The following is a 25,948-nucleotide window of genomic DNA, read 5'->3' as shown; positions in this document are numbered from 1 at the left end:
CACACAAGTCAGCCAGGCAATTTGACCTGGATCAAATTATGGGGAGAAACAAATTGAACGGTGGTTGGCGGAGCACGATTTGACGTCATGCGCCACCCGCCGCGCTACACGGCGCGGCGGGCGGCCATCACGCGTTTGACCGTCTCGTAGCCAAGCAGGCTGACCATGCCCAGCCCGAACATCGTCGCCAGTCCGGCCAGCGGCAACTGGCCAAACCGGAACGCCGCCGCCAGGGCCGGCACATACAGCACCAGCAGCAGCAACGCCACCACCACACCCGCCACCACGGGCGGCACCAGGTTCCCTGTCTGGAACTCCTCCAGCACGCTGCGCCGGTGCGACAGGTTCGACAGGATCAGGGCCAGGTTGGCAAACACCAGCAAGGCAAAGCCGGCGGCCCGCGCCTGCGGTTCCGGCCACGCCGCCATGGCCGCCACATAGCCGCAGCCCACCACCACCAGCGCGATCGCCCCTTTCCACAGCGCCCCCAGCACCGTCAACCGGTCCAGCAGCGGCGCCGACGGCTTGCGCGGCGGTTGGCGCATGGCCTCGGCGTCGGACGCCGCATTTTCGAACGCCAGCGAACAGGCCGGATCGATAATCAATTCCAGCACGGCGATATGCATCGGATACAGCAAGACCGGCCAGCCAAACAACGCCGGCAGCAGCCCCATGCCGGCAATAGGCACGTGCACCGACAGCACGTAGGACATCGCGTTGCGCATATTGGCAAAGATGCGCCGCCCCAGGCGGATGCCGCGCACGATCGACGCGAAATGATCATCCATCAGCACCAGCGCCGCCGCCTCGCGGGCCACGTCGGCGCCGCGTCCGCCCATGGCAATGCCGACGTGCGCCGCCTTCAGCGCCGGCGCATCGTTGACGCCGTCGCCCGTCATCGCCACGATCTCGCCATTGGCCTTCAAGGCTTGCACGATGCGCAGCTTTTGCGCCGGCTTGATGCGGGCGCAAACCGTGGCCTGCGCCAGCCGGCTGCGTAATGCCGGTTCATCGAGGCCATCGACCTCGTCACCGGTCAGCACCTGGCCGCAGGCCAGGCCGGCGCGGCGGGCGATGCTGGCCGCCGTCACCGCATAATCGCCGGTGATCATCATGACGCGGATGCCGGCCTGGCGGCACTGTTCCAGCGCGGCGGGTACTTCCTTGCGCAAGGGGTCGGCCAATCCCATCAGCCCCAGGTAGTGGAAGTTGAAACCCTCCTGCCGCTCCGGCAGGCTGGCCGCCTCATGCCGCGCCCGGGCGACGGCCAGCACCCGCAAGCCCTGTTCAGCCATGCGGTCCGCCGCGGCCCGCATGGCCGCCAATTCGTCGCGTCCCAGCCGGCACAGCGCGCCGATCGCTTCCGGCGCGCCCTTGGCGGCCACGGTCGCCGTACCCGGCCCGCCATCGGCCCACACCAGCGACATGGCAGCCAGCCCGGGGGACAGCGGATAGACGCGCAATGGTTCCCCCTGCGCGCTCGTGCCGGCCAGCGCATGAAACGCGGTTTCCATCGGATCGAACGGGCACGGCTGGCTCGCCAGCGACGCATGGCGCGCCAGTTGCACAAACGCCGCAGGCATCGCCCCTTCCGCCACCTGCAACACCACGCCATCGGCGTGCATCTGCTCGACGCGCATCCGGTTTTCTGTCAAGGTGCCGGTCTTGTCCGTGCACAGCACCGTGATCGACCCGAGCGCCTCGATGGCCGACAGGCGCCGCGTCAAGACCTGGCCGCGCGCCATGCGCCACGCGCCAATGGCGGGGAACACAGTCAAAATGACGGGAAACTCTTCCGGCAGCAGCGACATCGACAGCGCAATGCCAGCCAGGATGGCCGACATCCAGGCGCCATCCCGCAAGCCATACAGCACGGTGACCAGCAGGCTCAGGACCAGGCCAACGCCCGCCATCAGCGGGATCAGGCGCGCCACTTCGCGCTGCAGGGGTGAACGTTCACTGTCGAGCCGCTGCAGGCTGCGCCCGATCTTGCCCAACTCGGTGCCGGCGCCGGTCGCCGTCACGCGCGCAATGCCGTCGCCTTGCAAGACCAGGGTGCCGGACCACAGGTAAGGCAAGTCGTCGCCGCCCGGCGCGCCATGCTCCGCCGGCGCGGCGCCGGCCTGCTTGGCGACGGCGCAGGATTCCCCGGTCAGCAGGGATTCGTCGACGCGCAAGCCATTGGCGCGCAACAGCACCGCGTCGGCCGCCACCCGGTCGCCCTCGGCCACCACCAATAAGTCGCCGCGCACCACGTCGCCGCCCGCAATGCGGACCGGCTGCCCGTCCCGCAGCACCAGCGCGCGCGGGCTGCCCAGTTCGCGCAAAGCCTGCAACGCGCGCTCGGTCTTGCCCTCCTGGAACAGCGTCAAGCCGACCGTCATGCCGACCATCAACAGCAACAGCAAGCCTTCGTGCAGGTCGCCGAGCGCAAGGTACAGGCTGGCGGCGCCGATCAGCAACAAGAACATCGGTTCGCGCACCGTGCGCAGGACGAGGGCGCCCCACCGGCTGCGCGGCGCGGGCAGGCTGTTCGGTCCCTCGTCAGCCAGGCGGCGCGCCGCCTCTTCCGTCGATAATCCGGTCAGTTCCGGCGATTCCATGGTCAGCTCCCGGCCCGTTGAAGTTGCCACCATAGTCATCCGCACAGTGGAAATTGTTGACCGGGATCAAATTGCTTCGAATAACCGAGAAAAATCAACGCATGCGCCAGCACGTCATTCATTTTCCGTACGCTGCCCGGCAACGGACTCGCGCTGCGCGGCAATCTCTTCCCGCAGCAAGCCTATCTGGTGCTGCAGCAACCGCATGTCGGCATGCAGTTCGCGCCGGATCCGTTTCTCATCCTCTCCCACCAGCAAGGCGGCAATACTGGCCGTGACCAGTGACAATACCGCATAGCCCAGCAGAACGATAAAACCGGCAAAGACACGCGAGGCCGGCGTGGAAGGAACGATGTCGCCGTAGCCGACGGTTGCGCCAGTGGTAAAGGCCAGCCACAGGCCATCGCCCAAACTATGGACATGCGGCTCCAGCCAATAAAATCCCGCCCCGGCGACGAGCAGCATGCCCAGCGACGCTATGCTGGTCCGCAACAGCGGCCGTGGCGCCACATGCCGCATTGCCAGCGAAACCAGGCGAATGAAGATTACCACGCATACCAGCAAACGCAACAACCATTCCGTATCACTCCATGGCGGCGCCGATGGCCAGATGGAAGTGGTGATGGCAACCAGTAAAAGGCAGTCGATCCGGCGCCAATGCCGCACCTGATGCCGCTCGTGGCAGAGGGCTGGCATTGACAAATGGGCGGTGCAAAGCGCCCCCGCCAGGCCGTACAGCAGTTGCCCCGCTATCCGATAGGACGGCGTGGTCCCATCAAGCACGAGGTAGAAACCGGGTATCGTCAGCAGTAACGCTGCCGGCAGCAGTGACTGCGTCATCTTGCGCCAATCAAGGGACGTCATGGCTTTGATCGCTTTCAATTCCAGCGCCGCGCCGACCGTGCTCCAGCGCATCAGTCTGCGGTCGAATACGGCCGCGACATGGTATCGAGTAGCAACATATTCCAGCCCAACAACTCCCGGATGCGCTCGCGGCTGTGCTCCTGGCTGCGCGGCACCTGCACTTCACGCATTTTGGCCTGGTGCATCGTGCCAGGCACTTCCTGTTTTTCTTGCTTGGGATCCATGATCGCCCCCTCTATCGCTGAACCATGACAACAGTATGGCTGCCAGGCATGCGTTCAGGCAGAGGGTAATCCGGACACACCGTGTAGTGGGACATGGCGAATCTGTTGTCAGGGATCACCTACAAGATCACCGCCACATGCTGGCCCAAACCAAAAAGGCCGGCCATTTGCCCACGTCAGTTGCGAAGTAATTTGACATGGATCAATCATTTTTCCGATCCCCCCTCTAACATGATGACATGCATCGAATTGGCCGCATATTGGAGGGAGTTCACCATGCCCTACAAAACGGTACTGGTCCATGACATGGCACTACACTTGGCACGCCTCGGCATCGAAAATCGGTTTGCTCAACCGGAAAATGGCCGCGTTACATGCCGTCGATGCCGCCCTTGCCACAATGAAGGGAAAATAATGAGTAGCAGCGACAATTTGATCGGTTTGGCCGCGGCGCTCGGCAGCGGCCTGCTGATCGGCATCGAACGCGAACGGCGCAAGGGCGCCACGCCGGCCCCTGCACTGGCCGGCGTACGCAGCTTTGCGCTGGTGGCGCTGAGCGGCGCGCTGGCGCAGTCGATCGACATCGCGCTGACGCTGCTGACGGCGCTGCTGGTGGCGGCGATGTGTGTGATCACTTTCTGGCGCGACGACGCTACCGCACCGGGCATGGTCACCGAACTGGCGCTGTTCCTGAGCTTTCTGCTGGGGGTGAACGCCATCGCCAATCCGGCAGTGTCGGCCGGCGTTGCGGTACTGGTGGCCTCGATGCTGAATCTGCGCGCGCCGCTGCACCATTTTGTACGCGTCACGCTCAAGAGCGGCGAGCTGCGCGACGGGCTGATCCTGGCCAGCGCCGCGCTGGTGGTGTGGCCGCTGCTGCCGGACAACACCAATGGCTGGCTGCTGGGGGCCAACCCGCGCCGCATGTGGGGGCTGGTCGTGGTATTGCTGACGCTACAGGCCGGCGCACATATCGCCATGCGCATGACCGGGCCAAAGATGGGACTGGCATTGACCGGATTGGCGTCCGGCTTCGTCTCCAGTGTGGCCACCACCGCCAACATGGGGCACCGTTGCCGGGAGGATCCGGCACTGCTGGGCATCTGCGCCGCAGCCGCGCTGTTGTCCAACATTGCCACCTACGTCCTGCTACTGGTCGTTACGCTGACCATCGCCCCAGCCCAGCTGGCAGGCTTGGCGCCGACCATCGCCAGCGCCCTGCTGGCGACCATTGTGGTATCGGCCATGTCGCTGCGCGCCGCGCCGCCGACGGCGCGGCGCAGTCAACGCAATGGCCGCGTCTTCAGTATCCGGCAGACGCTGTTGTTCGCCCTGATCCTGAGCGGCGCCACCGCCCTGATCGCCTATGCGCATACCTATCTGGGCGCGGCGGCGGCCATGCTGGGCGCCTTGCTGGTCGGCTTGGTGGACTTTCACGCGGCAGCCAGCTCCATTCTGTCGCTGGCTGACAGTGGCGCGCTGGAGCCGGCGGCGATGCGCCACATCCTGTTGTTTGCGCTGGCTGCCAACACACTGAGCAAGCTGATCGCGGCCGGCGCAAGTGGTGGCCTGCCGTTCCTGTACCGGGTCGGCTGGAGACTGTCATTGATATTGCTGGCGGCCTGCCTGCCTTCGTTGCTGGCCTGACGGAGTGCATGCGCCCGCGCCGCCGCGCCAACGTCCGGGCACCTGCCGTGTATCCGCCGGATTCCAGTCGTGGCTTCCCGGCACGGTGAAAACACTCACATCCGCATTGTCAATGCCACTTACACTGCGATTGGCAACGAGTTGATATACATCAAAGTTTTTGCGGAAGCGGTCCGCCACACTATTGACCAGTGGCGCGTCTTTCCGCGCAAAGCGCGCTCGCGAACCGCTCTTCATCCCTTCACAGGAGCTTGCCATGTACAAACATATTCTGCTGCCCACTGATGGTTCGCCAGCCTCGGCCGCGGCACTTCAATCCGCTCTGCAATTTGCCAAGGAAGCAGGCGCCCACGTCACCGCGCTGCACGTTCAGCCGGATTTCCACTTGTTCAGCTACCAGGCTGAAATGCTGGAAGATTCCCGCGAGGCGTTCATGCGCGATACCGCGGCCCATGGCGCGAAAGTGCTGGCGGAACTGGAGGCGGCGGCACAGGCGCTGGGGGTGCCATGCAAGACCATGGCCAGCCGCTCCGACCAGCCGCACTATAAAATCGTCGAGGCTGCACAGGCGCAAGGTTGTGATTTGATCGCCATGGCGACCCATGGCTTGACGGGGCTGAAAGGATTGCTGCTGGGTAGTGAGACACACAAAGTGTTGCTGCATAGCGCGATCCCGGTGCTGGTCTTTCCCGCAAAACAGGTGACGCCATGAAACGCAACCTTGGGGGCGCGGACCGCCTGTTGCGCTGCATTTTGGGTGCGGGACTGTTGGGCGCCACCTGGTCGGGCGCGATCGGTGCTTGGGGTTGGGTGGGACTGGTGCCGCTTGTCACTGCCGCGTTTGCCTTTTGTCCCGCCTATCTGCCATTCGGCTTCAACTCCACCAACGCCGGCAACGGGGCAACCAAATCATGAACCACGGCGTCCCGTGATGACCATCTCCGCGCCCCCTCCCCGCTGGCCACGCTACGGCGCGGCCAGCGCCTTGCTGGCGGCCGCCGCAGCCCTGCTGTGGTGGTATGAGGGGCCGCTGACGGTCCATGTGGCGCAAGCCGAGCGTGGCACCGTGGTGGACGCGGTTTATGCGACCGGCAGTGTGGAACCCGCCGTCATGATGCCGATCGCGCCGCGCGTCGGCGGCCGTCTTGCCGAGCGCCATGTCGACGAAGGGGCCGAGGTGCGCAAAGGCCAGGTCCTGGCGCGCCTGGACGATGCCGACCTGGCCGGCACGGTTGACGAACAACGGGCGCGCGCCGACTATGCCCGCAGCCAGCACACCCGCAGCGCCGCCCTGGCCGACCGTGGCTTTGTTTCCACTGGTGAAGTCGAGCGCACCCGCAGCGAGCTGGCCGCCGCTGAAGCGGCCTTGCGCCGCGTCCAGGCACAGCGCGGCTATATGGCGCTGACCGCGCCGGCCGACGGCACCATCATCCGCCGCGACGGCGAAGTCGGGCAGTATATCGGCCCCGGACAGGCCATCTTTGTGCTGGCCTGCTGCGCGCCACTGCGCGTGACCACCGAAATCGACGAGGAAGACATCAACCGCGTGCGCATCGGGCAGCAGGTACTGCTGAAAGCCGGCGCCGTTCCTGGCCGGGTGTTCGACGGCACCGTGAGCGAAGTGACACCCAAGGGAGATCCGGTGGCGCGCAGCTACCGGGTCCGGGTCAAGCTTGACGCCCCCGACCCGCTGCGCTCCGGAATGACCGTGGACGCCAACCTGATTGTCAGCCGGCGGCAAGGCGCCGTACTGTTGCCAAACGCGGCGATCCGGGACAACGCGGTCTGGCTGGTGGCCGATGGCCGCCTGCGCCGGCGCGAGATCAAAATCGGCCTGCGCAACGGCGGACGCAGCGAGATCGTGCGTGGCATGACCGGCAATGAGCTGGTGGTGCAACTGCCCGACGACACCTTGCGTGAAGGCCGGCGGGTGCGGCCGGTCTATCGTTAGCCCGCCGCCGGAGATGCGCCATGCCTGTCCAACTGGAGATCGCCCTGACCCATTTGCTGCGGCACCGGCGTTCCACGCTGGTGTCGCTGACCGGCATTGCGCTGGGCGTGGCGTTTTTCCTTGCCGTGTCGGCGCTGATGCGCGGCTCGGAAAAGGATTTTCTGCGGCGCCTGGTCGACAACAGCCCGCACATCACCGTCTACGACCAGTACCGAGCGCCGCATGTACAGCCGGCCCAATTGCGCTGGCCCGGCGCGCTGGTGGCCATCAGCAACGTCAAGCCGCAAGCGGAGAGCCGGGGCATCCGAGGCTACCGTGGCAAGCTTGAGGACATCGAAGCCCTGCCGGGTTTGCGCGTGGCGCCCTTGCTGCATGGCTCAGCCGTGTTGACGTTTGCCGGACAGCAGCATGGCGTCAGCCTGTCCGGTGTGGTCCCGCAGCGCATGAAAGCCGTATCGACGATCGAGCAGCACATGGTGGCGGGGTCGCTGGACGAACTGGCCGCCACGCCGAACGGCTTGATTATCGGCCAGGGCCTGGCCGACAAGTTCGGGCTGCGCATGGGCGGCACCATCAATGTGGTCTCGACGGAAGCGGGTAGCCGAACCATGAAGGTGGTCGGGATCTTCCGCACCGGCAATGCGGCATATGACGAACTCGAAACCTTCACCTTGCTCAAGCGCGCCCAGGTGCTATTGCAACGGCCGAATCGCGTCAATCGCTTCATCATCCAGTTGACCGATCCCCACCGCGCGCGCGAAATCGCCGCCGTGATTGAGCACAGCATCGGTTACAAGGCGGTGTCCTGGATCGAGGCGTCGGAGGACCTCCTCAGCGTGCTCCTGGTACGCAACATCATCATGTACAGCGTGGTCTCGGCCATCCTGGTGGTGGCGTCGTTCGGGATCTACAACACGATCTTCACCATCGTGGTGGAAAAAACGCGCGACATCGCGATCCTGAAATCGATGGGTTTTCGCCGCGCCGACATGCGCCAGATCTTCCTTTGGCAAGGCTTGATCATCGGACTGCTCGGCAGCGCCGCCGGCCTGCTGCTGGGCTATGGGCTGATGCGGGCGCTGGCCGCGATCGAACTGAAGCCTCCCGGCGTTAGCGAGCTGGTACATTTGCCGGTCTGGTGGGGCGCCGATCAATACCTGCTGGCGCTGGCCTTTGCGATGGTGTCCTGCATCGGCGCGGCTTACCTGCCGGCCGACAAGGCCAGTCGGCTGCGGCCGGTCGACATCCTGCGGGGCGCCACATGACCCCCATTTTGCGCGCCGAGCGCGTGACCCGCAGGCTGGGCGGCGAAGTGCCGGCCATCCTGGTCGATGACGTCAGCGTGGAGATCGCACGGGGCGAATTCATTTGCATCATGGGACCGTCCGGCTCGGGCAAATCGTCATTGCTCTACCTGCTGGGTTTGCTCGATGTGCCCGATGCCGGCAGCGTGTGGCTCGATGGCGACGACACCACGCGCTGCAACGATGACCAACTGGCGGCGTTGCGCCTGTCCAGACTCGGCTTTGTCTTCCAGTTCCACTTCCTGCTGGCGGAATTCACCGTCCTGCAAAACGTCATGCTACCGATGCGCCGCCTGGGACGGCGCCAGCCGGACGCGGTCCGGGAGCACGCCATGCACTTGCTGGACCAGTTCGGCATGGCCGCGCACGCGGCCAAGACACCGGCCCAGCTGTCCGGCGGCCAGCGGCAGCGGGTGGCCATCGCCCGCGCCCTGGCCAACGACCCGCTGCTGATCCTGGCCGACGAGCCAACCGGTAACCTGGACACGGCGGCAACGCTGAACGTGCGGCAAATCCTGCGCGGCCTGGCCGATGCCGGCCAGACCGTGATCGCCGTCACCCACGACACCGGCTTCGCCAGCGCGGCCGACCGCCGCATCTGGCTGGTGGATGGGAAAATCGTCCCGGACGGCCCGCCGTCCGCTTGAATCCTGTTGCAGGATGAGCGGCAAGGCGGGCGGCGCCACGTCACGCCACCTTCAGCGCGAACGCATACGGCAGCCCCGGCTTGTTGGCCGGCAGCGTCACCTGCAAGCCTTCCGCCGTCTGGCTGAACGCCAGCGCGCCGCCACGGCCCACCAGTTCCACGCGCGACACGCGCCGCTTCAAGTGTTCGCCGCCGGCGCGCATCGACTTGATCAACACCTTGCCGTCGTCCGGCCAGCCCATGACGAACGCATACACGGCGTCCTTGCCGGCGGTGAAGCGCAGGTCCGCCGCCGTGAACGGCTTGCCCTTGCCTTCATTGAAGCCCTGGCCCGACAGGGGCGCGGCGGCCTCCTCCATGACCGGGCCTTCGCCGAACACGAACCATGGACGGGTGTTGTAAATGGCCTCGCCGTTGGGCGCCATCCAACGCCCGATTTCCTCGACGATGGCGCGCTCCTGCTGGTCGATGCTGCCGTCGCCCCGCACCGGCACGCTCAGCAGCAGGTTGCCGTTCTTGCTGACCACGTCGATCAGCGTGTGCACCACGGTTTTCGCGCTCTTGTAAGCCTTGTTGTCATACACGCGCCGGTCATAGTGCCAGCTGCCGATGCAGGTGCAGGTCTGCCAGGGCAGCGGCTCGATCTTGCTGCTGTGGCCCCGTTCGATGTCCCACACCATGGAGCGCCGCTGCACGTCGTCCAGGATCTTGCCGTTGATGACGGCTTCCAGCCTGCCATGCCTGGCAATGCTGCGGTTGTACTGGTGCGCGGCCAGGCGCAGGCCGATATCGCTGACCGGCCACAGCGGCAGCACCGTATCGTCGTAGTACACCAGGTCGGGATCATAGGAATCGATCAGGTCGACGGTGCGGTTGTACAGGTTGTCGGCATATGCCTGGTCCGGGATCGACGCGCCGCCGCCCCAGTGCCATTGGCGGTGGATGGCCGCGCTGTCGCCGCTCTCGCTGCGTGGATGATGCTGCGCATACAGCGCCTGCGGGTCGCGCCCTTCCCACCACTTGCCCTTGCCGTCGGCGCGCGTCAGGCGGCCGTCATACGGCACGCCGGCATAGGGACCGTTGCGGTCGGCGCCCTGCGCCGTTTCATACCAGGTCCACGCGTGGGCCGCGTGTACACTGACGCCAAAGCGCAGGCCGTGCTTGCGGGCGGCCTTGCTCCAGCCGCCCACCAGGTCCCGCATCGGGCCGAGCGTGGTGGCATTCCATTGCGGCTGGTGCTTGCTGCGGTACAGGTCGAAATTATCGTGGTGGTTGGCCAGCGCGACAAAGTATTTCGCCCCGGCCTGCTTGTACAGCGCCACCAGCGCATCGGGATCCCAGCGCTCCGCCTTCCAGCGCTGGATCACGTCCTTGAAGCCGAATTCGGACGGGTGCCCGTATTTCGCCAGGTGGTAGCGGTAGGCGTCGCTGCCTTCCTCGTACATGCCCCGGGCATACCAGTCGCCGAATTCAGGTTCGCATTGCGGGCCCCAGTGGGCCCAGATGCCGAATTTCGCGTTGCGGAACCAGTCCGGGGTCTGGTACGTCGACAGCGAATTCCAGTCCGGCGTAAATGGCCCCGCCGCCATCGGTTCACGCGCGCCGGGGGCGGCGCCGTCCGCCGCCCGCACGTACGGGGACATGGCGGCGGCCGGGATGGCCGCCGCCATGTGTTGCAAAAGCTGTCGTCTCTTCAATTTCTTCTCCAATAAACGGGCGGCCGGCCAGCGGCGCCTAGCTTCGGAGTGTATTTCATATATTAAATACACTCAACTGTTTTCGTGCGGCTTGCGGCGCGCGTGTCGATAGCCGGGGCGCTCAGCGCCGCAAGCTGACCGTCACGGGCTTGCCTTCATACGCCACCTCGATCCCCCTGTCATCCGCATCCATGCCCAGCCCCCGCCCCGCGCCAACCAGCACCACGCGCAAGCGCTTGCCTTTCATGCCCGGGTAGCCGCCGCGCCGCGCGCCGATCGTCAGCTTGCGCGCGCCATCGTCCCAGCGCAGGTCGACCAGCGCATATTCGCCGCGCTCATAGCCCCAGCCTTCGCCCGCATCTTCGTAATACGTGTAGCGGCCGTCAGCGCCGGGATAAATGCGCAATTCGAGCGGCCCATTGCGGCCTTCGGCCACGGTGTGTGCCACGGGGCCCAGCGGAACGATGCTGCCGGCCCGCACGTGCAGCGGCATGTGCGCCAGCGGAGCGTCCGCCACGATGGTTTTACCGCCGGCCAGTTGCCGCCCGGTCCAGAAGTCCACCCAGGTCCCTTTCGGCAGATAGACCCGGCGCGTCCTGGCCGCGCCATCGATCGGCGCCGAACCCGCCCCGTAATACATCGGCGTGGTGACCGGGCTGACCATGAACGCATCGCCAAACAGCATTTGCGACTTCAAGTCATGGGTATTGGCATCGTTCGGATACGCGAACGCCACCGGGCGGATGAACGACGCGCCCCGCAAATGCACCAGTCCGGCTTGCGAGTAGAGATAGGGGAGCATGCGGTAGCGTAATTGGATCGATTGCACGATCGCGTCGTAGAAGGGCGTGCCCGGCGCCCCGAAATGCCACGGTTCGCGCGGCGTATCCGTGCCATGGGAGCGGAACATCGGCAGGAAGGCGCCGAACTGCATCCAGCGCGTATACAACTCACGGTATCCCAGGTCGTCCGCGCCGCCGTCATAGTCGCCATCCCAGAACCATTGATGGCCCTTGCGTACGAAGAAGCCGCCCACGTCCAGGCTCACGTAAGGATTGCCTGCCGCGCTATAGTTTTGCATTGCCGTCACTTGCTGGGCAAACACCGGCCATTTGGCGCTGATGTCGCCCGTCCACACCACCGCGCCTTCGCGCTGGCTGCCCGCGTAGCCGGAGCGGGTCAGGTTGACCAGCCTTTTCTCCGGTGCGCTCCGGCGCCAGTTGCGCATGAAGCCCTGCGCGTCGGCCAGCGCATACGCGTTCAGGTATTGCGGATCCATCACGGCCGACAGGCCGCGGATATTGCGCGTATCGGCGTCGGCCATGCGCCTGGCGTCGCCGTTCCAGTCGATCACCTCCGGCTCCGTGGAATCGCACCACCAGGCATCGATGCCGTGCCGGCCCAGGTGCCGCCACACGTGACGGAAGTAGGCGTCCGCCGCCTGCGGCCGGAAGAAGTCGACGTAGTTGGTGCCGCCGGCAAGATAGCCGTTGTCTTTCAGGTCGCGGCCCGGCTCGTCTTTTTCGCTGGGGTTGGGCCAGATCGAGATCATGACGCGGGCGTTCAGGTCATGCACCGACTTGGTCATCGCGGCGATGTCGGGATAGCGCGCAACGTCCGGCACGGGACTGCCCCAACTGCCCGGCGTCCAGTAATTCCAGTCCTGGACGATGACATCGAGCGGGATTTTCCGCTGGCGGAACTGTTGGACGGTGTCCACCAATTCCTGCTGCGTCTGGTAGCGTTCCTTCGATTGCACATAGCCAAACGCCCAGTCGGGCAGCATGGTGGCGGCGCCCGTCAACTGGCGGTAGCCGGCAATGGCGCCGTCCATCGACGGCCCCAGCACGAAATAGTAGTCCATATCGTCCACCACGTCGCTGGTCAGCGACATGCCGTCCTTGCCGTCGGCAAAGGTCAGCGCGCTGTACGTATCGAACAGCAGGCCATAGCCCCGGGTCGAGACCACGAACGGCACCACCACGCGCAGGTTATGCTGGTACAGGCGTTTGGTTTTGCCGCGCAGGTTGAGGTCCGCTGTTTCGTCGAAACCCAGTCCATACAAGGCTTCGCCGTCCTGCAGGCGGAAACGCGCCGTGGCCTGCCAGGCTTCCCGGTCCTGCTGCTCCAGGTAGGCGCCGGCCACCTGGCGCTCGCCGTCGACCGTCTTGACGGTCTTGACGGTGGCCGGATCCGGCGCCGGTTTGACGACCGGCTTTTTCTCGAACGTGTGCGGTGACACGGCATGCCCGCCAAGCAGCAATCGCCCCTTGCCGTCATGGAACGCGATGGCGCCCGTATCGCGGTCAAGCCTGACCGTCATTGCCGGGGAACGCAAGGTATACGCCCTGCCCTCTTCCGCCCAGGCGATGGCGCCGGGCTTTTCCGCCACGTCCACGCGCATCATGCTGGCCGTGGCGGACCAGTCGCGGTTGCGGGTCGCCGTCACGCGGACGATGCGGTCGGTCACGAAACCGATGCGCAGGCGGGTATCGCCGGCGACCGCTTCAATGCCCGCATCGGTCTGATGTACCGCCGCCACCGCCGTCCCTGCCGCCTGCGGGGTGGTGTGATGCAATGCCAGCGCCGAGGCCAGTGCCATGGCGATTACTGAAGTGCGCATGCTCTCTCCGGATGTTTTTTGTACTTTATAAATCAAGTACAAATTATAACAGCATCCACATCCTGGAACGCACCGCCCTCCCGGCGCCGGCTACAAGCCGGTCCTCAATCCTTGCTGCCAGTCTTCCAGCGCAGCCCAAACCCGAACCTGCGGTCCATCAATTCGTGCACGCTGGTATTGCCCTGCTGGGCGAAATATTCAACCAGCTTGGTCACCTGCAACTTGCCGCCCTGGTTTTCAATCATGGCAATCGCGCACATGCTCTGGTTCCCGCCCTGGTCCAGCCGCACCTCGATGCGGGGCTGGTCCGGCACCGCGATGGTGACGATGCCGTCGGTGGCGGCCCAGTTCGGCACGCCTTCGTAAATAAAGGCATAGATCAGCGCGCGCCGGATGTGATCGAACTGCACGCCGTTGATGGTGATATTTTCGCCATCGGCCACGCTGCCGCTGCGGTCATCGCCGGCCAGGTGGATGAACGGCGGCCGCTCGTAACTGCCCCAGGCATTGCCCAGCGCCTGCACCACGCCGGCCGCGCCATTGGCCAGCTCGAACATGCAGCCGAGGTCGAGGTCGATGCCCCTGGCCGCCTTCGCGCCCGCCAGGCGCGCCAGGAAACCCGGCTGGCTGGCCGGCGCCGTGCCCTGGTTCCAGTTCAGGTTGACGTGGATGCGGCCATAACCCTTCCCGGCCTGCTTTTCCAGCGACACCTTGTCGCCGCGCTTTTCCAAGGTTACTTTGGACAACGACACCTTGGGCGCCGCCGGGGCTGCCGTGGGAGCCGCTGTGGGCGCCGCCGTGGCGGCAACGGGGGCAGCCGGCGCCGCCTCGGCGCCGCCGAAATGCGCCAGCAGCGCCGACAGGCCGCCATTGAAGCCCTGCCCCACGGCGGCCAGGCGCCAGACGCCATCCTTGCGGTACAGCTCGGCCAGGATCACCGCCTTTTCATCCTGGAAGTCGCTGCCCTGCAAGGGGAAGCGCACGGCATCGGCCACCTGCACGGCGCCGGGCTGCAGCGCGCGCATGGTGGCGTTGCCGTCCATCGCGGCGGTGAACACCAGTTTATCGATGGTGGCAGGCAACCGCTCCAGGTCGACGGCAAACACAGCCTTGCCGCCCGCCAGTTGCAGCCGGACCGCGTCGCCCGGGCTGGCGGTCTGGTTGTAAAACACCATGTAGCGATCGTCGGCCAGCTTGCCGCCGGCGTCCAGGCCGAAGCACGAGGCATCGACCGCCACGCCCGGCGCGGCCAGGTCGACCGTCACCGTGAAGCTGGCGCCACATCCCAGGTCGCTCAACTTGCCTTTTTGTCCGCGTAAAAACTGTTGCATACGTCGCCTCCTGTTGAATGGGAACCCGCCGCCGTCACGCTTCCCGCTGCACGCCGGGCCAATCGGCCAGTGTGTCGGTCGGGTGCGCGCCATAGGTGCGCGAACGTTCCAGCGTGCGCTCGGCCCAGGCGCGGTGCGTGGCCACCTCGCACATCGAATTGTGCAGCGAGAACACGGCGGCGCTGGCCGGATTCAAGATGGTTTCCGCCGCCTGCAAATCGGCCGGCGAGACGCGGAACTGGCGCTCGATCGCCGCGATCTGGCGCGGATGGATCGCGGTCTTGCCGACCATGCCGTACGCCAGGTCTTCCGCCACTTCCCGGGCCAGCAATTCCGGCAAGTCCAGGTGTTCGAACACCGGCGCCGTCAGCAGGAAACCATAGGGCCGGAAAATCGTCACCAGGCGCGCGATCACCGGTCCCAGCGGAGTGTGGTAAATCGTCATATTGCGCGGCCGCCGCAAGCCCAGCAGCGCCAACAAATCGTTGCCGCCGATGCGCAGCGCCAGGATGCGGCTGCGCACGCCCGGCGCCTCCAGCATCTTGCGGAAGGCGTGCATCTCGGCGTCGTCGAACACGTCGGCCGTCTCCAGGGTCGGCATCAGCAGATGGTTCGTGTCGCGCACCAGGCGGAGGTAGGATTCCATGTTGTGGCGGGTGGCCTTGGGAATCACGAAACCGGTCAGTTTATCCGCGCCGGGCATGGCCAGCACGCGCGCCAGCACCTCGGTGTTGCGGACCCGCACGAAGCGCTCGGCTTGCCGCTCGCGCCGCATGTGCTCCAGCGCCACCGACAGGTTGAACAGGGCGTAGCTGAGATCGCGGTCGGCCACCGCGTCCTCGGTGCAAAAGATCAGCGAACGGGCTTCCGGCAACCGTTCCCCGTCCGCCACTTCCATCAAATGCTTGTGGGTCGCCGGCACATACAGCGACACGCCTATCGGTTTAACCATCCTGTGCACTCCTGATAAGGGAAACTGCGTGGTAAGGCAACTCCGGGTCGACCTGCACCGGCACCTGTTTTTCCCGCGCCAGCAGGCGCAAATGCGCCACCTCGGGCGCCTGTCCGGCGCGCAGGATCAGCAACTGCGGGCTTCGCCGCAACAGCACGCGGGTGGCCTCGCCGATGCCGGGCTTGACCAGGTTTTCATCGCCGACGCCATGGCGCCGCAGTGCCTGCGCCATGTACTGGCGCGACACCGCCGCCGCCTGCGCCCTGCCGCCGGCATCGGTTTCAACGGCCCCATGCGCCCGCTCCCGCGCGGCGGCCAGCGCCGCCGCCACCAGCCGGTCGGCGAAGCTGCGCGACACATCGTGCGCCGCGAACTCCTGGTAATAAACGCAGCCGTGGAAATCGTCGGGGCCGATCTCGCCGTTCAGGATCGAGCGGCTGACCAGGCCGGACACCGTCGCGTTCAGGATGCTCGACGGGATCAGGTAGTCGTCGCACGACGCGGCGCCCGCCGCCACGCCGGCCAGGTCCGACAACACGTACAGGCCGCCATCGATGGCGCAGCCATGCGCGCGGTTGAAGCGCGCCACCGCCGCCGCCAGTTCGCGCGCGATGACGCCTTTGCCGGTCCAGCCGTCGACAAAGACGATCGATTGCGGCGCGTGGCCTTGGGCCAGGATGTGGCGCAGCGCGACCTGGTCGATGCCGCGGTCGCGGATGATGGACACCGAATAATGCTGCACCGCGCGGCCGAACACCCGCTCCAGCACGTGCTTGAGCGCCACCCCCACCGGCGTGCCGGCGCGCGCCAGCGACACCAGCGTGACGGGACCGGCGCGGCGCGCGTCGATCAGCGCGGCCAGCCCCAGGCAATCGCGCGCCATGCGGCCCAGGTTGGCCTCGCAAGCGGCGTCAAACACCTGCAAATAGCGCGCCGACGGCAGCGACTCGCGCGTCAGCATTTCACTGTAATGGCGCTGGCCGGACTGGATCAGGCGTTCCTTGTCCGGCACGTCGACAAATACCGCCGTGGCCAGCGGCTTGAGCAGGAAGCGCACGTCTGCGCCGCGGTAGCTGCCGTGGAAAGTCATAGCGCCTCCAGGGTGGCGCCGGCCAACTGGGTGCGGGCCGGCACGATGGCGTAGTCGCAGGCCGCCATGAAGCGCGCATCGACGCGGCTGTCGCCCATGCCGAAGGTCAGGATGTCGCCGCACTCGGCACGCAGCGCGGCGGCCACGTGCGCCACCGCGTGCGCCTTGTTCAGCGCCTGCGGCAGCACGGCCAGGTTGTTGCCGTTACGGTGCAGGTAATATTCGTTCGAACGGGCCGCCACCCACGGCGCCACCACGTCGCGCTCGACCGGTTCCAGCCGCGCGGCAATCTTGCCGGGGTCTTTCAGCACCAGGTAAAACGGCGTGGCGCAATCCTCGACCAGCCGCGCGCGCCCGTCAAAACCGGTGCGCCGCGCATACGCGTCGATCAGTTGCGCCAATTCCTGCAAGCCGGGCAGCGCGCCGTGCATGGCGGCGTGCATCCGCTCCAGCCAGGGCCGGTCCACACCGCCGTCCGGCAGCAGCACCACACCGCCATAGTCCAGCACCGCGTAGCTGCTGAAGTCCAGCTTGACGCGCCGGTAAGCGTCGATGTTGCGCGCCGTGGTGGGGATGATGGTCATGCCCTGGCGCAGGAAGTCCAGCAGCGCGCGCTGCGCCGGCGTGGTGAAGGAACAGGCCACGCCATCCTTCAGGAAGGCGGCCGGTTCCAGGGCGCCGGGCTGGCCATGGGTGCCACATTTTTCCAGCGTCTGGAACAGCGTGTCGTCCAGGTCAGCAAACAGGAATTTCCGCAATGTCGTCAACGTGATCCTCACTGATGAAGTGCAGCAGGCGAGCGTGCAGCGCGCGCGCCAAATGGAACAGGGCCGCGTTGGGCGGGGTTTCGTGACAGATGAACACGTGCTGGTACTGGCCGGGCGCCACGTTGTAAAGGAAATTGGCGATGCCCTCGCCGTAATTGTCGGCCAGGGGCAAGACATGGGACACGGCGCCCCATTGCAAGATGGGCGAACGGGTGGTCGATTGCACCATGACGGCCAGGCCACACTGTTCCAGCGCAGCGCCCAGCCGGTAGGCCGCGTGCATGAACTCGCCTGTGCCCAGCACCAGCACGCGCTCGCCGGAACCGACACCGTCCGCCAGCCGCCGCGCCAGCCCGGCCGGCAGGGTCAATGCGCGCGCCAGTCCCAGCCGGCCAAAGCCGGCGCTGGCGCCGCGCTCGGCGTGCGGGTCGTAGCGCTGTCCGGGCACGCCGGCGTCCAGTGGCGCGCCCGGCGTGAAACGGTAGGCGCCATGCAGGCAAGCGTCCAGCGTGACGGGCAGTTCCAGCCTGCACGCCAGCGCCGCCGCGCCGTTCGCTCCCATGAAATCCGTGATGACGGCCAGGTGTACGCTGGCCAGGCCGGGTTGCAAGCGGCGGCAGGCCTGCACCAGGTTATAAAAAGTGTTGCCGGTGCTGGCTTCGTCGTCGATCAGCACCAGGGCGGTGGCCCGTTGCAAGGTGCCGCAGTCCGGCAAGTGCAGGAACTGGCGCGGCGCATGGCTGTGGGCTTCCTCGAACTCAATTAGCGGGCCGGCGCCGACCCGGTAGCGGGTCGAATGCAGGAACAGCGCCTCGCGCCCGGGGTTGTTTGCCAGCCAGGCTTCGAACACGCCCTGTCCCAGCCCGATGGCGGTTTCCGCCATGGCGATGAACACCACCGGCCCGGCCGGCTCCGGGATGCGCGCGGCCAGGCTGGCGTGGATCTGCGCCATGCGGGACGGCGTCACCGGCCAGTGCTTGCCGAGCACCTTGCTGAGGAAGAGAAAGCCACGCTTGGCGTTGGCGCGGGCGGCAAAGCCGAGCAGGCTGTCCGGCGTAAAACGGCTGGCGTGCACCGTCAATTCCAGTTCGCCCGTCGGCAGGCCGAAGCGCCGAGTGGCGCCCCCGTTGAACTCGGGCGCGTTCAATGTAGCTCCGTCACCAGATTCAATTCCATGCGTAGACGGGCCGATGCCGTCCCCGGCGGTCTCCGGCGCTCTCAATGCAACTCCGTCGCCAGGTTAAATTCCGCCACGCGGATGCCGTTGCGCACTGGCGGCACCGGCACCGCGCCATAGCCGTCGGCAAAGCCGCACAGCGCGATGTAAGGCAGGTTCGGGCCCGCCACGCAGGCCATGCCCAGGCCGCCGGACATGCGCGGGTTGATCTCCAGCAGCCGCAGGCATTCGCCCTGCTCGCGGAACTGCACATTGAACACGCCGTTCAAGCCATAGGCGCCGGCCAGCCGCGCGCAGGCGTCGACAATGTCCTGGCGCGTATCGATCACCTGGCCCTGCCCGGCCAGTTGCGACTTCCTGCGCGCGACCGCGCACACCAGCCGGCCCTGGTCGCCGACGCAATCGACGCTGTACTCCTTGCCATCGAGGTATTCCATCAGCAGCATGGTGCGGAAACTGCCCAGTTCCGCCAGGCCCCGCCGCAAGTCTTCCAGGCCGATGCGGAACTGGGCGCCGGCCAGCAGCAGCGCGGCGCTGCTGCGTTCCTCGTCGAGAATGCTGAAGCCCAGGCCAAACACCGATTGCGCCGGCTTCACGCACAACTTGCCGTGACGCGCACGCAACACCGCGTGGGCGGCGTCGAACTGGCCGATATCGATGAAGGGATGGCACTCCGGCGGCGGCGCCTGCGGCAAGTCCACGGTCGCGTAAAAGCGCGCCTTGTCGTGCAATAGTTCGAGCATCGGCGCGGACGCCGCGCTCAGCACCCGCGTGCCTTGCGCCGCAAAGCGCGCCTGGGCCGCGCTGATGGCAGTCGCCTCGCGGCCGGGAATGAAAATATCGATCCGCTGCGCACGGCAAAACGCCAGGCACCAGTCGAGGTAGGCTTCCGCTTCCAGGCCGCTGGGTTCGACATGGAACGCGTGCGCCACGCGCGCCGCGCCGGCGTGCGGATTGGCGTTGCTGTAGATGAGGTAAAAACGGCCATCCTGGTCGGATTCACGAATCAGGCTGATGGCCGCGTACACGGACGAAAACGTCCTGTTGAACCAGACACGCATGGGCGCCTTACAGGTGAGGGGTGATTTGTGGCAGCAATTCGCCGAAGGTGCGGCCATTGCCGGTCTCACCGATCGCGTGCATTTTCCATTCGCCGTTGTGGCGGTACACCTTGGCCATGATTTGCGCCGTGTGGCTGCCGCTCAGGGTCAGGTTGAAGCGGGCGATCTCTTGTCCGTTGGCGGCGTTGACCATCCGGCAGGTGGCGTTGTCGATCTGTGAAAAATTTTGCCCGGTAAAACTGTTGACGGTGAAGACCAGGCTTTTCACGTTGGCCGGCACCCGCGCCAGCTCCACCACGATCTGCTCGTCATCGCCATCGCCCGCGCCAGTGCGGTTGTCGCCGGTGTGCGTGATGGAACCGTCCTGCGAGCGCAACTGGCGGAACCAGACCGTATCGACCAGCTCGCCCTGTTCGCCGAACAGCAGGCAGGACGCGTCGAGGTCGATTTCCGGCGCCGAGCGGCCAAAACCGAGAAAACCCTTGGACTTGACCGCATCCCAGCCCAGTCCCATCACCACCTTGTTCAAACTGCCGCCCGCTTCCTTCTCGAGCGAAATCTTTTGCCCCTTGCTCAGACTGACACCCATGCTGACCTCCGTAGTGAACGAAAACCGCGATCGGACTGCCGTGTAACACGACGCGGCAGCCTCGGCCGCCGCGCCCTTTACCTTACACGTTCACGCCAAAGGAGCGCGCCAGGGGGCCCAGGCCGCCCTTGAAGCCCTGGCCGATGGCCTTGAACTTCCATTCCGCGCCGGCGCGGTACAGTTCGCCGAATATCATCGCGGTTTCCACCGACCCGTCTTCGGACAAGTCGTAGCGCGCCAATTCCACCCCGCCATTGGCGTTCACGCAGCGGATAAAGGCCTGGTTCACCTGGCCGAAATTCTGGCGGCGCGCGTCGGCCTCGTGAATGGTGACGCAAAACGCAATGCGCTGGACGTCGGCCGGCACGGTGGCCAGGTCGACGTTGACGGTTTCGTCATCGCCCGCGCCGGCGCCGGTGGTGTTGTCGCCGGTGTGCACCACGGAACCGTCGGTGGATTTCAGGTTGTTGTAAAAGATAAAATCGGCGTCACTGCGGACCTTGCCGTCGGCATTCAGCAGGAACACGCTGCCGTCGAGGTCGAACGCCGCGCCATCGGTGGCGCGCGGATCCCAGCCCAGGCCGATGACGACCTTGGCCAGGCCAGGCGCTTCCTTGCTGAGGTTGACGTTACCGCCTTTTTGCAAACTGATTGCCATGTCCAATCCCTTTCAAAAAGATAGCGAAAATTGTCGCCATAACATTTTAAAAAAAATAACTTTACGCAATATAGGGCATTCCGTATTGTCTGTGTAGTTCGAAACGTGGAAAATTTTCCATGCAACAAAATTATGCAAGGATTACACCATGAGCGCTCGCCGTTTACCCGTCTATCTGGCGCTGGACACCTCGGGTTCCATGCGGTGCGAACCGATCCAGGCCGTCAATGTCGGCCTGCAATCGTTCCTGCTGTCGCTGCGCCAGCATCCGTTCGCGCTGGAAAGCGTGCACCTGTCCATCCTCACTTTCGATGGCAAGATCAACCTGGTGCTGCCGCTGACACCGCTGGCCGATGTCCACCTGCCCGAGATCGTCTGTCCCGAATCGGGCCCGACCTTCCTGGGCGAGGCGCTGCACACCGTGTGCGACATGGCGGCGCGCGACGCGCGTCCACCGGCGCCCGGCGCGCAGCCGGACTGGCAACCGCTGCTGTTTATCATGACCGACGGCAAGCCCTCCGACACCCAAGCTTATAACGAAGCCATCCCGCGCGTGCAACAAGCCGGCTTCGCGTCCGTCGTGGCCTGCGCGGCCGGGCCGAAAAGCGTGCCGGACCAGCTCAAGCAACTGACCGAACACGTGGTCAGCCTGGACTTGATGGACAGCGCCGGTTTTTCCCGCTTTTTCCAGTGGATCACGACGGCGGTGACCGCCAGCCCGGGCGGCGACGGTGCCCAGGCGCCCCGCGAATTGCCGCCGCCGCCACCTGAAATCCAGATCGTGCTGTAACCACCAGGGGAATCGCCATGCGCCGCCTGCCCATCTATCTCGTGCTGGACGTGTCCGAATCCATGGCCGGCGACAACCTGCGCCAACTGCAGCAGGGCCTGGAACGGCTGGTCGCCAGCCTGCGCACCGACCCGCACGCGCTGGAAAGCGTTTATCTCTCCACCATCGTCTTCGCCGGCAAGGCGCGCACCCTGACGCCGCTGACCGAACTGGCGCTGTACTATCCGCCGCGCCTGCCGATCGGTTCCGGCACCTCGCTGGGCGCCGCGCTGGACCATTTAATGGACGACATCGACCGCTCGGTGCGGCCCGGCACGCCCGAGCGCAAGGGCGACTGGCGGCCCGTGGTGTACCTGATGACCGACGGCAAACCAACCGACGACATCGAACCGGCGCTCAAGCGCTGGCACGACCAGTACGCGGCGCGCGCCACCCTGGTGGCGATCGGCGTCGGCCAGCGCGCCGCCCTGCCCGCCCTGCAGCGGCTGACCAGCCACGTGCTGCAACTCGACGCCAGCGGCGACGAGGACTTCAAGCGCTTTGTCGACTGGGTGTCGCGCTCGGTGGTGGCGCAAAGCCGCAGCGTGGCCGTGGCCGGCGCGGGCGCCGGCGTCAACCTGGCCAAGCTGGACGACAGCATCATGAAAAAGATCACGGACCTGCAAACCGCCGGCGCCGTCGACGAAGACCTGGTGGTGCTGACCGGCCGCTGCCAGACCAACAGCCTGCCCTACCTGATGAAGTACGAGCGCATGCCGCACAGTGTCGGCGCGCTGTCGCTCAGCGTGGACCTGTACCACCTGACCGGCGTGTTCGCGCTGGAACAGGACTATTACGCCCTCTCCGATCCGCGCGCGCTGCTCCGCACCGTCAATACCGACGCCCTGGTTGGCGCGCCCGGCTGCCCCCACTGCGGCAATCCGATCGGTTTCGCCGTGTGCCGCTGCGGCCAGATCATGTGCATCCGGGGCGAAGGACCGGCGCGCTGCCCGAGCTGCGGCGCCGATTGCATGTTTACGGCGGGCGACGGCGATGGCTTCGACGTGAACCGTTCGCGCGGGTAAATCGTGGCGAGCGGCGATATCGTGTTCCGCCTGCCCAACGCGCGCGCCGGCGCCGCCTATGCGCAGCGGCTGGAACCGCAAGCACCGTCCGGTGCTCCAGGCGCTATAAGCGCTGTTGGCGCAGTTGACGCCGGGTCCGAGCTGCGCTACCTGCGCATCGGCCTGCCGCCCGCGCTGGGCCTGCAGGCCGACACCGCCAGCGGTGCCGTCAGCGGCATTCCGCAAGCAGCCGGCGTGTATGACATCGAGGTCGTGTACCGGCTGGCCGGCCAGGCCAGTGGCGCGGACCGGCGCGCCACGTTTCAGTTCATTGTCACCCCCGATCCCCGCTCATTGTGGCGCGACTTGCCGTCCGATCACAGCGCGCCATACTGGCGGCCCGACCACGACTGCCAAGCCGTTGCGGGCGACGCCCTGCGGCTGACCGCCGCCAGCACGCGCGGCCGTTCGCACGCCCACGCCGGCGCCTTCCGCGACGACGATTTCCGCATCGCTTATTTGCCGGACACACGCTGGCAGATCGCGGTGGTGGCCGATGGCGCCGGCAGTGCGCGTTATGGGCGGCGCGGCGCGCAAGTGATCTGCGAACGGGCGTTGAACCACTTGCGGAATGCGCTCGGGGGCGATGCCGGCGCAGCCATCGACCTGGCCGTGCATGCGGATGTGATTGCGAATGCCAATGCGGTTGCTGATGCCGACGCTGATGCTGATGCTGATGCTGATGCTGATGCTGATGCCGAAGCGGATGCGGCTGCGACTACGACTGCAACTGCCGATGCTGCTGTCGATGCGGCCGATGCGGCCGATGCGGCCGATGCGGCCGGCGCCATGCTGCACCAGGCGCTGTGCACTGCACTGGGCCAGGCCGCCGTGTGCGCGGTGCGCGGCATCGAACAGGAAGCGGCGGCACGCGGCGTTGAAGCGGCGCACTACGCGGACTTCTACAGCACGGCGCTGATCGCGATCTGCAAACGCTATCCCAGTGGCACATTGTATGCGGCCTACCGGGTGGGCGACGGCGCCATGGGCGTGTACGACAGGGAGCGTGGCGTGACCCTGCTGGGCCAGCCGGACAGCGGAGAATATGGCGGCCAGACCCGCTTCCTCGACGCCGGCGCCATCGCGCCTGATGCGCTGCCGCGGCGCATCCACCACACCGTGACCCAAGGCGCCACGGCGCTGCTGCTGATGACCGATGGCGTGTCCGACGCCTGGTTCGAGTCCGACGCCAACCTGGCGCGGCGCGACAGCTGGGACGCGCTGTGGCGCGAACTGGCCCCCTGCCTGGACGGCGAGCCGGCCGAGGCGGCAAGCAGGCTGCTGGCCTGGCTGGATTTCTGGTCCCCCGGCAACCACGACGACCGCACCATCGCGATCCTTCACCACCAACACCAGGAGACATGACATGGCCAACCGCGTCAGCGCAACAGCGGTCGACGGTTCCCGCGTCGAATTCATCGACCAGGTGCGGGCATCCGGCGCCATGAAGGATGTGTATTTCTCGCCCGGCGGCGACTACGTGGTGGCGCTGTTTCGGGGCGCGCCCGATCCCGCGCTGCGCGAACGGCTGGAGCTCATCACCGGCGCCTACCGCGAGCGCATCTTCAACCAGCCCGGCGGCGACTACTGGAAAAAGCTGTTTTGCTGGCCCACCGCCGTGGTCGAATACCAGGGCCGCCTGGGCGTGACGGCGCCGTTCTACGAAGCCGACTTTTTCTTCCGCCACGGCTCGCGCGACAACGACCGGCTGGGCATCCGTGGCCGCGAGAAAGAGGGAAAATGGTACGCCTCGCCCGCCAACCGCAACCGTTACCTGGACCCGCGCGAGCTGGGCAACTGGATGCTGCACATCAAGCTGTGCCTGCAAACCGCGCGCGCGGTGCGGCGCCTGCACGCGGCCGGCCTGGCGCACTCGGACCTCAGCTACAAGAACGTGCTGGTCGACCCGACCACGGGGCGCGCCTGCCTGATCGATATCGACGGCCTGGTGGTGCCGGGCAAGCTGCCGCCCGACGTGGTGGGCACGCCGGACTTTATCGCCCCCGAGTGCGTGATGACGTCCCACCTGGCGCACGGCGACCCGGCGCGCAAATTGCCGTCCATCGCCACCGACCGCCACGCGCTGGCGGTCTTGATTTATCTGTACCTGTTGCAGCGCCACCCGCTGCGCGGCGACCAGGTGCACGATGCCGGCGACCCGCAGCGCGACGAGGAACTGGCCATGGGCGCCAGGGCGCTGTTCATCGAACACCCCGACAACCCGGCCAACCGCATCGGCACCGCGCACTTGCAGCCATTCGAACTGCCGTGGAAGGACACGGCCCGCCTGCCCTGCCAGATCACCGGCCCCTATCTGTCCGAACTGTTCATGCGCGCCTTCACGGCCGGCCTGCACGACCCGTCCCAGCGGCCCAGCGCCGACGAATGGGAACACGCGCTGGTCAAGACGGTGGATTTATTGCAGCCCTGCGCCAACAGCGCCTGCGAACAGCAGTGGTTCGTGTTCGACAACCAGACCCGGCCCTGCTGCCCCTTCTGCAAAACCCCGTTCAGCGGCACGCTGCCGGTGCTGAACCTGTATTCCTCGCGCGCCGAAGGCGCCTTCCGTCCCGACGGCCACCGCCTGATGGTGTACACCAACCAGTCGCTCTACCCATGGCACGTGAACCGCGACGTGCGGCCCAACGAACGGCTGCGTGACGAGGACAAGAAACGGGTCGGCTATTTCGTGTACTTCGACCACGCCTGGTACCTGATCAATGAAACGCTGACCGGCCTGACCGATGCGCGCACCGGCACAGCCATCCCGCCTGGCGGGCGCGTCAGGCTGGAAGATGGGGCGCAGTTGTTGATGTCCCGGGAGCCGGGCGGGCGGTTGTTTGTGGTGCAGATGGCGGGTGGGTGACGGTT

General features: G+C 66.1%; 23 protein-coding genes. 10 read left to right on the top strand and 13 right to left on the bottom strand.

The genetic code is table 11. The annotated features are described in order from the left end of the window. Positions 1-104: 104 nt before the first annotated feature. From AC1RRC_RS25480 to AC1RRC_RS25470, 3 genes are all read right to left on the bottom strand, one after another. On the bottom strand, positions 105-2,603 hold the full coding sequence (locus AC1RRC_RS25480) for a cation-translocating P-type ATPase (protein ID WP_493058390.1): 2,499 nt from the start codon (positions 2,601-2,603) through the stop codon (positions 105-107). Positions 2,604-2,717: 114 nt separating this feature from the next. Beyond that, on the bottom strand, positions 2,718-3,518 hold the full coding sequence (locus AC1RRC_RS25475; RefSeq protein ID WP_493058388.1) for a potassium channel family protein: 801 nt from the start codon (positions 3,516-3,518) through the stop codon (positions 2,718-2,720). Continuing rightward, a complete protein-coding gene (locus tag AC1RRC_RS25470; protein ID WP_493058386.1) occupies positions 3,518-3,691 on the bottom strand; it encodes a hypothetical protein in 174 nt (57 codons plus the stop codon). The genes AC1RRC_RS25475 and AC1RRC_RS25470 overlap by 1 nt, the downstream gene beginning before the upstream one ends. A 414-nt stretch (positions 3,692-4,105) precedes the next feature. On the opposite strand from AC1RRC_RS25470, the gene AC1RRC_RS25465 reads away from it, so the two are divergent. From AC1RRC_RS25465 to AC1RRC_RS25440, 6 genes are all read left to right on the top strand, one after another. Then, positions 4,106-5,338, top strand: a complete 1,233-nt coding sequence (locus AC1RRC_RS25465; protein ID WP_493058384.1) for an MgtC/SapB family protein — start codon at positions 4,106-4,108, stop codon at positions 5,336-5,338. 256 nt (positions 5,339-5,594) lie between these two features. Further along, a complete protein-coding gene (locus AC1RRC_RS25460; RefSeq protein ID WP_493058382.1) occupies positions 5,595-6,050 on the top strand; it encodes a universal stress protein in 456 nt (151 codons plus the stop codon). Next, positions 6,047-6,253, top strand: a complete 207-nt coding sequence (locus tag AC1RRC_RS25455; protein WP_493058380.1) for a YgaP family membrane protein — start codon at positions 6,047-6,049, stop codon at positions 6,251-6,253. Before AC1RRC_RS25460 ends, AC1RRC_RS25455 begins: the two co-directional genes overlap by 4 nt. A gap of 16 nt (positions 6,254-6,269) precedes the next feature. Continuing rightward, a complete protein-coding gene (locus AC1RRC_RS25450) occupies positions 6,270-7,289 on the top strand; it encodes an efflux RND transporter periplasmic adaptor subunit (protein ID WP_493058378.1) in 1,020 nt (339 codons plus the stop codon). Positions 7,290-7,309: 20 nt separating this feature from the next. Then, on the top strand, positions 7,310-8,554 hold the full coding sequence (locus tag AC1RRC_RS25445) for an ABC transporter permease (protein WP_493058376.1): 1,245 nt from the start codon (positions 7,310-7,312) through the stop codon (positions 8,552-8,554). Next, the gene (locus AC1RRC_RS25440; protein ID WP_493058374.1) at positions 8,551-9,240 is read left to right on the top strand and encodes an ABC transporter ATP-binding protein; all 690 of its coding nucleotides are present in this window, start codon (positions 8,551-8,553) and stop codon (positions 9,238-9,240) included. Before AC1RRC_RS25445 ends, AC1RRC_RS25440 begins: the two co-directional genes overlap by 4 nt. Positions 9,241-9,280: 40 nt before the next feature. On the opposite strand, the gene AC1RRC_RS25435 is transcribed toward AC1RRC_RS25440, so the two are convergent. From AC1RRC_RS25435 to AC1RRC_RS25390, 10 genes are all read right to left on the bottom strand, one after another. Continuing rightward, positions 9,281-10,936: an alpha-L-fucosidase gene (locus tag AC1RRC_RS25435; protein WP_493058372.1), complete on the bottom strand. Its 1,656-nt coding sequence runs from the start codon at positions 10,934-10,936 to the stop codon at positions 9,281-9,283. 121 nt (positions 10,937-11,057) lie between these two features. Further along, complete coding sequence (locus AC1RRC_RS25430; RefSeq protein ID WP_493058370.1) at positions 11,058-13,559, bottom strand: glycoside hydrolase family 31 protein; 2,502 nt, start codon at positions 13,557-13,559, stop codon at positions 11,058-11,060. Between the two features lie 104 nt (positions 13,560-13,663). Beyond that, the gene (locus tag AC1RRC_RS25425) at positions 13,664-14,890 is read right to left on the bottom strand and encodes a TerD family protein (protein ID WP_493058368.1); all 1,227 of its coding nucleotides are present in this window, start codon (positions 14,888-14,890) and stop codon (positions 13,664-13,666) included. Positions 14,891-14,924: 34 nt separating this feature from the next. Then, entirely contained in the window at positions 14,925-15,842 is a 918-nt protein-coding gene (locus AC1RRC_RS25420; protein ID WP_493058366.1) for an HpcH/HpaI aldolase/citrate lyase family protein, read from the bottom strand. Next, complete coding sequence (locus tag AC1RRC_RS25415; RefSeq protein WP_493058364.1) at positions 15,835-16,932, bottom strand: cysteine protease StiP family protein; 1,098 nt, start codon at positions 16,930-16,932, stop codon at positions 15,835-15,837. The genes AC1RRC_RS25420 and AC1RRC_RS25415 overlap by 8 nt, the downstream gene beginning before the upstream one ends. Beyond that, on the bottom strand, positions 16,929-17,699 hold the full coding sequence (locus AC1RRC_RS25410) for an HAD family hydrolase (RefSeq protein WP_493058362.1): 771 nt from the start codon (positions 17,697-17,699) through the stop codon (positions 16,929-16,931). The genes AC1RRC_RS25415 and AC1RRC_RS25410 overlap by 4 nt, the downstream gene beginning before the upstream one ends. Next, a complete protein-coding gene (locus AC1RRC_RS25405) occupies positions 17,668-18,846 on the bottom strand; it encodes a phosphoribosyltransferase domain-containing protein (protein ID WP_493058360.1) in 1,179 nt (392 codons plus the stop codon). Before AC1RRC_RS25405 ends, AC1RRC_RS25410 begins: the two co-directional genes overlap by 32 nt. A gap of 71 nt (positions 18,847-18,917) precedes the next feature. Continuing rightward, a complete protein-coding gene (locus tag AC1RRC_RS25400; RefSeq protein ID WP_493058358.1) occupies positions 18,918-19,937 on the bottom strand; it encodes an ATP-grasp domain-containing protein in 1,020 nt (339 codons plus the stop codon). Between the two features lie 7 nt (positions 19,938-19,944). Then, positions 19,945-20,526 (bottom strand): TerD family protein, encoded by a 582-nt coding sequence (locus AC1RRC_RS25395; RefSeq protein WP_493058356.1) that lies wholly within the window; start codon positions 20,524-20,526, stop codon positions 19,945-19,947. A gap of 82 nt (positions 20,527-20,608) precedes the next feature. Next, entirely contained in the window at positions 20,609-21,184 is a 576-nt protein-coding gene (locus tag AC1RRC_RS25390; RefSeq protein ID WP_493058354.1) for a TerD family protein, read from the bottom strand. Positions 21,185-21,332: 148 nt separating this feature from the next. Here AC1RRC_RS25390 and AC1RRC_RS25385 point away from each other — a divergent pair, with 148 nt between their 5' ends. Genes AC1RRC_RS25385 through AC1RRC_RS25370 form a run of 4 tightly spaced genes read left to right on the top strand, consistent with a single transcriptional unit; the run spans position 21,333 to position 25,943 of the window. Beyond that, a complete protein-coding gene (locus AC1RRC_RS25385; protein WP_493058352.1) occupies positions 21,333-21,974 on the top strand; it encodes a vWA domain-containing protein in 642 nt (213 codons plus the stop codon). A gap of 17 nt (positions 21,975-21,991) precedes the next feature. Then, on the top strand, positions 21,992-23,038 hold the full coding sequence (locus AC1RRC_RS25380) for a TerY-C metal binding domain-containing protein (RefSeq protein ID WP_493058348.1): 1,047 nt from the start codon (positions 21,992-21,994) through the stop codon (positions 23,036-23,038). 3 nt (positions 23,039-23,041) lie between these two features. Next, complete coding sequence (locus tag AC1RRC_RS25375; protein WP_493058345.1) at positions 23,042-24,442, top strand: PP2C family serine/threonine-protein phosphatase; 1,401 nt, start codon at positions 23,042-23,044, stop codon at positions 24,440-24,442. A gap of 1 nt (position 24,443) precedes the next feature. Next, positions 24,444-25,943 carry a helix-hairpin-helix domain-containing protein gene (locus tag AC1RRC_RS25370; protein ID WP_493058343.1) on the top strand — a complete coding sequence of 500 codons (1,500 nt, stop codon included), beginning with the start codon at positions 24,444-24,446 and terminating at the stop codon, positions 25,941-25,943. The last annotated feature ends 5 nt before the right edge of the window (positions 25,944-25,948 follow it).

It is taken from the genome of Pseudoduganella sp. GW821-FHT12E03, assembly GCF_058807115.1.
The sequence above is the reverse complement of the archived record's forward strand: the minus strand, read 5'-3'. Positions and strand labels throughout refer to the sequence as shown.

Bases quoted from the DNA above. Each gene is read 5' to 3' on its own strand.
- AC1RRC_RS25480 (WP_493058390.1), bottom strand. From the start codon at position 2,603: ATGGAATCGCCGGAACTGACCGGATTATCGACGGAAGAGGCGGCGCGC.
- AC1RRC_RS25475 (WP_493058388.1), bottom strand. From the start codon at position 3,518: ATGCGCTGGAGCACGGTCGGCGCGGCGCTGGAATTGAAAGCGATCAAA.
- AC1RRC_RS25470 (WP_493058386.1), bottom strand. From the start codon at position 3,691: ATGGATCCCAAGCAAGAAAAACAGGAAGTGCCTGGCACGATGCACCAG.
- AC1RRC_RS25465 (WP_493058384.1), top strand. From the start codon at position 4,106: ATGAGTAGCAGCGACAATTTGATCGGTTTGGCCGCGGCGCTCGGCAGC.
- AC1RRC_RS25460 (WP_493058382.1), top strand. From the start codon at position 5,595: ATGTACAAACATATTCTGCTGCCCACTGATGGTTCGCCAGCCTCGGCC.
- AC1RRC_RS25455 (WP_493058380.1), top strand. From the start codon at position 6,047: ATGAAACGCAACCTTGGGGGCGCGGACCGCCTGTTGCGCTGCATTTTG.
- AC1RRC_RS25450 (WP_493058378.1), top strand. From the start codon at position 6,270: ATGACCATCTCCGCGCCCCCTCCCCGCTGGCCACGCTACGGCGCGGCC.
- AC1RRC_RS25445 (WP_493058376.1), top strand. From the start codon at position 7,310: ATGCCTGTCCAACTGGAGATCGCCCTGACCCATTTGCTGCGGCACCGG.
- AC1RRC_RS25440 (WP_493058374.1), top strand. From the start codon at position 8,551: ATGACCCCCATTTTGCGCGCCGAGCGCGTGACCCGCAGGCTGGGCGGC.
- AC1RRC_RS25430 (WP_493058370.1), bottom strand. From the start codon at position 13,559: ATGCGCACTTCAGTAATCGCCATGGCACTGGCCTCGGCGCTGGCATTG.
- AC1RRC_RS25425 (WP_493058368.1), bottom strand. From the start codon at position 14,890: ATGCAACAGTTTTTACGCGGACAAAAAGGCAAGTTGAGCGACCTGGGA.
- AC1RRC_RS25420 (WP_493058366.1), bottom strand. From the start codon at position 15,842: ATGGTTAAACCGATAGGCGTGTCGCTGTATGTGCCGGCGACCCACAAG.
- AC1RRC_RS25415 (WP_493058364.1), bottom strand. From the start codon at position 16,932: ATGACTTTCCACGGCAGCTACCGCGGCGCAGACGTGCGCTTCCTGCTC.
- AC1RRC_RS25400 (WP_493058358.1), bottom strand. From the start codon at position 19,937: ATGCGTGTCTGGTTCAACAGGACGTTTTCGTCCGTGTACGCGGCCATC.
- AC1RRC_RS25395 (WP_493058356.1), bottom strand. From the start codon at position 20,526: ATGGGTGTCAGTCTGAGCAAGGGGCAAAAGATTTCGCTCGAGAAGGAA.
- AC1RRC_RS25390 (WP_493058354.1), bottom strand. From the start codon at position 21,184: ATGGCAATCAGTTTGCAAAAAGGCGGTAACGTCAACCTCAGCAAGGAA.
- AC1RRC_RS25385 (WP_493058352.1), top strand. From the start codon at position 21,333: ATGAGCGCTCGCCGTTTACCCGTCTATCTGGCGCTGGACACCTCGGGT.
- AC1RRC_RS25380 (WP_493058348.1), top strand. From the start codon at position 21,992: ATGCGCCGCCTGCCCATCTATCTCGTGCTGGACGTGTCCGAATCCATG.
- AC1RRC_RS25370 (WP_493058343.1), top strand. From the start codon at position 24,444: ATGGCCAACCGCGTCAGCGCAACAGCGGTCGACGGTTCCCGCGTCGAA.